Source organism: Novipirellula sp., from assembly GCF_041583735.1.
Lineage (GTDB): Bacteria > Planctomycetota > Planctomycetia > Pirellulales > Pirellulaceae > Novipirellula.
The window spans coordinates 1-3,403 of the sequence record NZ_JBFHFD010000805.1; the positions used below are offsets into that span (position 1 = coordinate 1).

Annotated in this window: 3 protein-coding genes; all 3 read left to right on the plus strand. The window is 54.5% G+C overall.

The genetic code is table 11. The features are described 5' to 3' along the window. Nucleotides 1-1,005 (plus strand): MoxR family ATPase (locus ABX962_RS33005; protein ID WP_339943811.1); only part of this gene is annotated, 1,005 nt, incomplete at its 5' end. Nucleotides 1,006-1,102: 97 nt separating this feature from the next. Beyond that, entirely contained in the window at nt 1,103-2,398 is a 1,296-nt protein-coding gene (locus ABX962_RS33010) for a hypothetical protein (RefSeq protein WP_372725939.1), read from the plus strand. A 534-nt stretch (nt 2,399-2,932) separates the two neighbouring features. Next, nucleotides 2,933-3,403 (plus strand): regulatory iron-sulfur-containing complex subunit RicT (ricT, locus tag ABX962_RS33015; protein WP_372725940.1); only part of this gene is annotated, 471 nt, incomplete at its 3' end.

The window sequence follows — 3,403 nt, forward strand, 5'->3', positions numbered from 1 at the left end:
ATGAGCACCACTGTCGAGTCGATGCAGAGCCAAGCGGATGAGTTTCGTAGTCGTTACGGGGCTGTGCGTGACATGATTGGCCGCGTGATCGTCGGTCACGACGACATCGTTCATGGCGTGTTGACAGCGATGTTATGTGGCGGTCACTGTCTGCTCGAAGGCGTTCCCGGTCTCGGTAAAACGATGTTGGTGCGAACGCTTGCCGAAGTCCTCGAGCTGAATTTCAACCGCATCCAATTCACGCCTGACTTGATGCCCGCGGATATCTTGGGCACGAACATGATCAACGAGGACGAGCACGGACGACGTCAGTTCGAGTTCCAACGTGGTCCCGTGTTCACGCAAATCTTGTTGGCAGACGAAATCAACCGCGCGACGCCGAAAACGCAGTCGGCGATGCTCGAAACGATGCAAGAGGGAACCGTCACGGCGGCGGGCCAGCGGTTCACGCTCGATAAACCCTTCTTCGTCCTGGCGACACAAAACCCGATTGAACAAGAGGGCACCTACCCGTTGCCGGAAGCCCAAATGGACCGTTTCTTATTCAAATTGGTGGTCGGTTACAGTTCCCGCGAAGATTTGAACGAGATTGTCGATCGCACCACCCGCCGTGTGAAAACGGAAATTGAAAAGGTGATGGATGGTGCCGAGATCATGAAGTGGCAAACGCTGGTCCGCGAGGTAATTCTGGCCCCTCACGTGCAAGATTACTTGGTGCGTTTGACATTGGCGACGCATCCCGACGGAGCTCACAGCGTCAAGGCGACCAACGACTACATCCGCTGGGGAAGCAGCCCTCGGGGTGCCCAAACATTGGCACTCGCATCCAAAGTCCGTGCGTTATTGGATGGCCGATACAACGTCAGTTTCGAAGACATCCGCCGTGTCTACTTGCCGGCAATGCGGCACCGCGTGCTGCTGAACTTTGAAGCGCAAGCCGAAGGGGTCCAACCCGACCAAGTGCTGCTGGACATCCTGGAAAAGGTTCCCGATAAAGCGGACTGACTCGCGGACGCCCCCGACGATTCGGACTTGCCTGATTTAAAACACGATTTGTCCCCCCCTCACTCTCCTCCCCACCTACCTACCTCGAGCGAATTCGATGAACAAACGATTTGTTGACTTGGTTTGTCTCACGACACTTTTTGTTGCCCTGGGCGTCACGCTTGGTAACGCAGAAGACAAAGCGGACAAGAAAAAAGAGACCCAAGACGCGGCTCCCGCTTTATGGGTGACTTCGATTTCCCCGCTTTCCGGTGACACCTACGTTGCAGCGACCGCTGACGGGTTGCTGCTGCGTGAAGCCCAAGTGAAAACATTCTCGGTCGCAGATCCAACAACGCTGACGGATCTGTACAGCCACCCGGCTGCTGTTTGGTGTGTCGATGCGACCGCGGACGGAAAAACGATCGCGAGCGTCGATTACCGTGGCAACTTGGTGATTTACGATGTTGAATCCAAGGAAGCCAAAACGCACGAGAAAGCACTCGAGCGATGGTGTCAATCGTTGACATTTGCTCCGGATGACCAAACCATTGTTGCGGGCAACGAAGCGGGCAAGGTGATGGTTTGGGATCTGGCGGAAAACAAAGTCACCAAGACACTCGAGTTAGGCGGACAAGCGGTTACCGCACTGGCGTTTTCAGCAGACGGAAAACAGATCGCAGCAGCCGATGGTGGCGGCGAAGTGCATTTGATCCAGTGGCCTGAGTTGACGGCCAGCGGCAAAATCAAAGTCAGCGATCAACCGGTGTGGAGCGTGGTTTACGCCGGCAGCAATCTGTTGATCGGCAGTGGCGATCGCAATTTGTATCAGTGCGAAGCCAAAGCGGATGCCAAGCCGACACGGTTGACGCGAGCCGGAGACTGGATCACCGAATTTGTGGTCTCGAAAACTGGCAAACTGGCCGCGGCGGACCTCGGTGGCAGACTGTATTTCCCAATGCAAAACGAAACGAACGATGTCGGATCCGATGTCAGTCCGGCGAAGAGTGGTGCATGGGCGTTGTGTTTCCACGACGACAAAACACTGATGGTCGGAACTCGCAAAGACGGTATCGTCGTGGTCAAGGAATCTGAGTCTTGGAGCAAACCACTGCCCCCGGTCGTCGACAAGAAGCCTGAGGAAGAGGCGAAACCTGAGGAAGCGGCCAAGCCTGAAGAAAAGAAGGAGATGGCCAAAGAGGAGAAGAAGGCCGAGAAACCTAAGGCAGAAAAGAAAGTCGACGAGAAGAAGCCTGCTGACAAAAAGCCGGAAGATAAAAAAGCAGAGGACAAGAAACCCGCAGACAAGAAGCCGGAAGTAAAGAAAGACGACAAGCCAGAGGCGACGAAGCCAGAAGCGGAGAAGCCCGAGGCGAAGAAGCCCGAGGAAAGCAAACCTGCTGAGAAGAAGTAGGTAGCGAAAGTCGCCAAGACTTTCGGTCCACGAAGTGTATTAAAGCGACGCGGGTGAATGGATTGCAGCAATGCGTTCGATTTTGATCCGCTCGCGGGTAGCCTCGTGCTCCTAAATGTTTGGTATTGTAATGGCGGTGCGGTGACGCCAGGTTCCTGTAACCTCTCCACCAACTCCGAGACTGTAAATTTCGTTAGCCGTCTTGGCCAACGCTGTGAAGAATTTGGAGACGGCAAATTACGGCATTTGCGTTCCGTAGCTACGCTCGCCAGAGCGTGGATAGTTGCCGGCCAATACGAATCACCACCTTCTGGCGAAGGTAGCTACGAGAAAATGCTTCACAGCGTCCTCGTTTTTGCGATAACAATCACGTTGGCCGTTTGGACGCTAGGCACGGTATCGTCACCATCGCACTCCGCTGAAAAAAAACTGCCGCTGGACTCGCTTCGGCTACAATCAGACAATGGCACCTCAACGGTGCCGCACTTCTAATCTTGTCCAATATGCGTTTCACTCGCTCAAATTCCCCTCATTATGTCCAACGCTCCCTCCGATACCGAAACCCCGGCCAACGCAACCTCCGGACGCCTCGAGTATGTTGTCCGCTGTGGTTCGATGCGGATTCTTGGGGTGATGCGAGCAAAACAGTCGTTTCGCTATGGTGACCAAGTTGTGGTGCGAACCTCGCGAGGCACCGAGATCGGTACCGTCCTTTGCGAGGCCACACCGGCGGCGGTGGATCATATTGCCGAACCGACCGAAGGGTCGATCGTACGAGCGTTAACAGCGGATGATCAAAACCAGTGGAAACATCTTGAATCGAAGGGTCACGAAGACATCGAAATTTGCCAGAAGCTGGCGAATCGTTTGAATCTGCAAATGGATGTCGTCGACGCCGAACGGATTTTGGGTGGCGAACGGATGGTGGTTTACTATTTGGCCGAACAGCGGATCGATTTCCGTCAACTCGTTCGTGATTTGGCAGGCCATTTCCAAACGCGGATC

Excerpts from the sequence above, each read along its gene's own strand:
- ABX962_RS33010 (WP_372725939.1), top strand. The coding sequence starts at position 1,103 with ATGAACAAACGATTTGTTGACTTGGTTTGTCTCACGACACTTTTTGTT.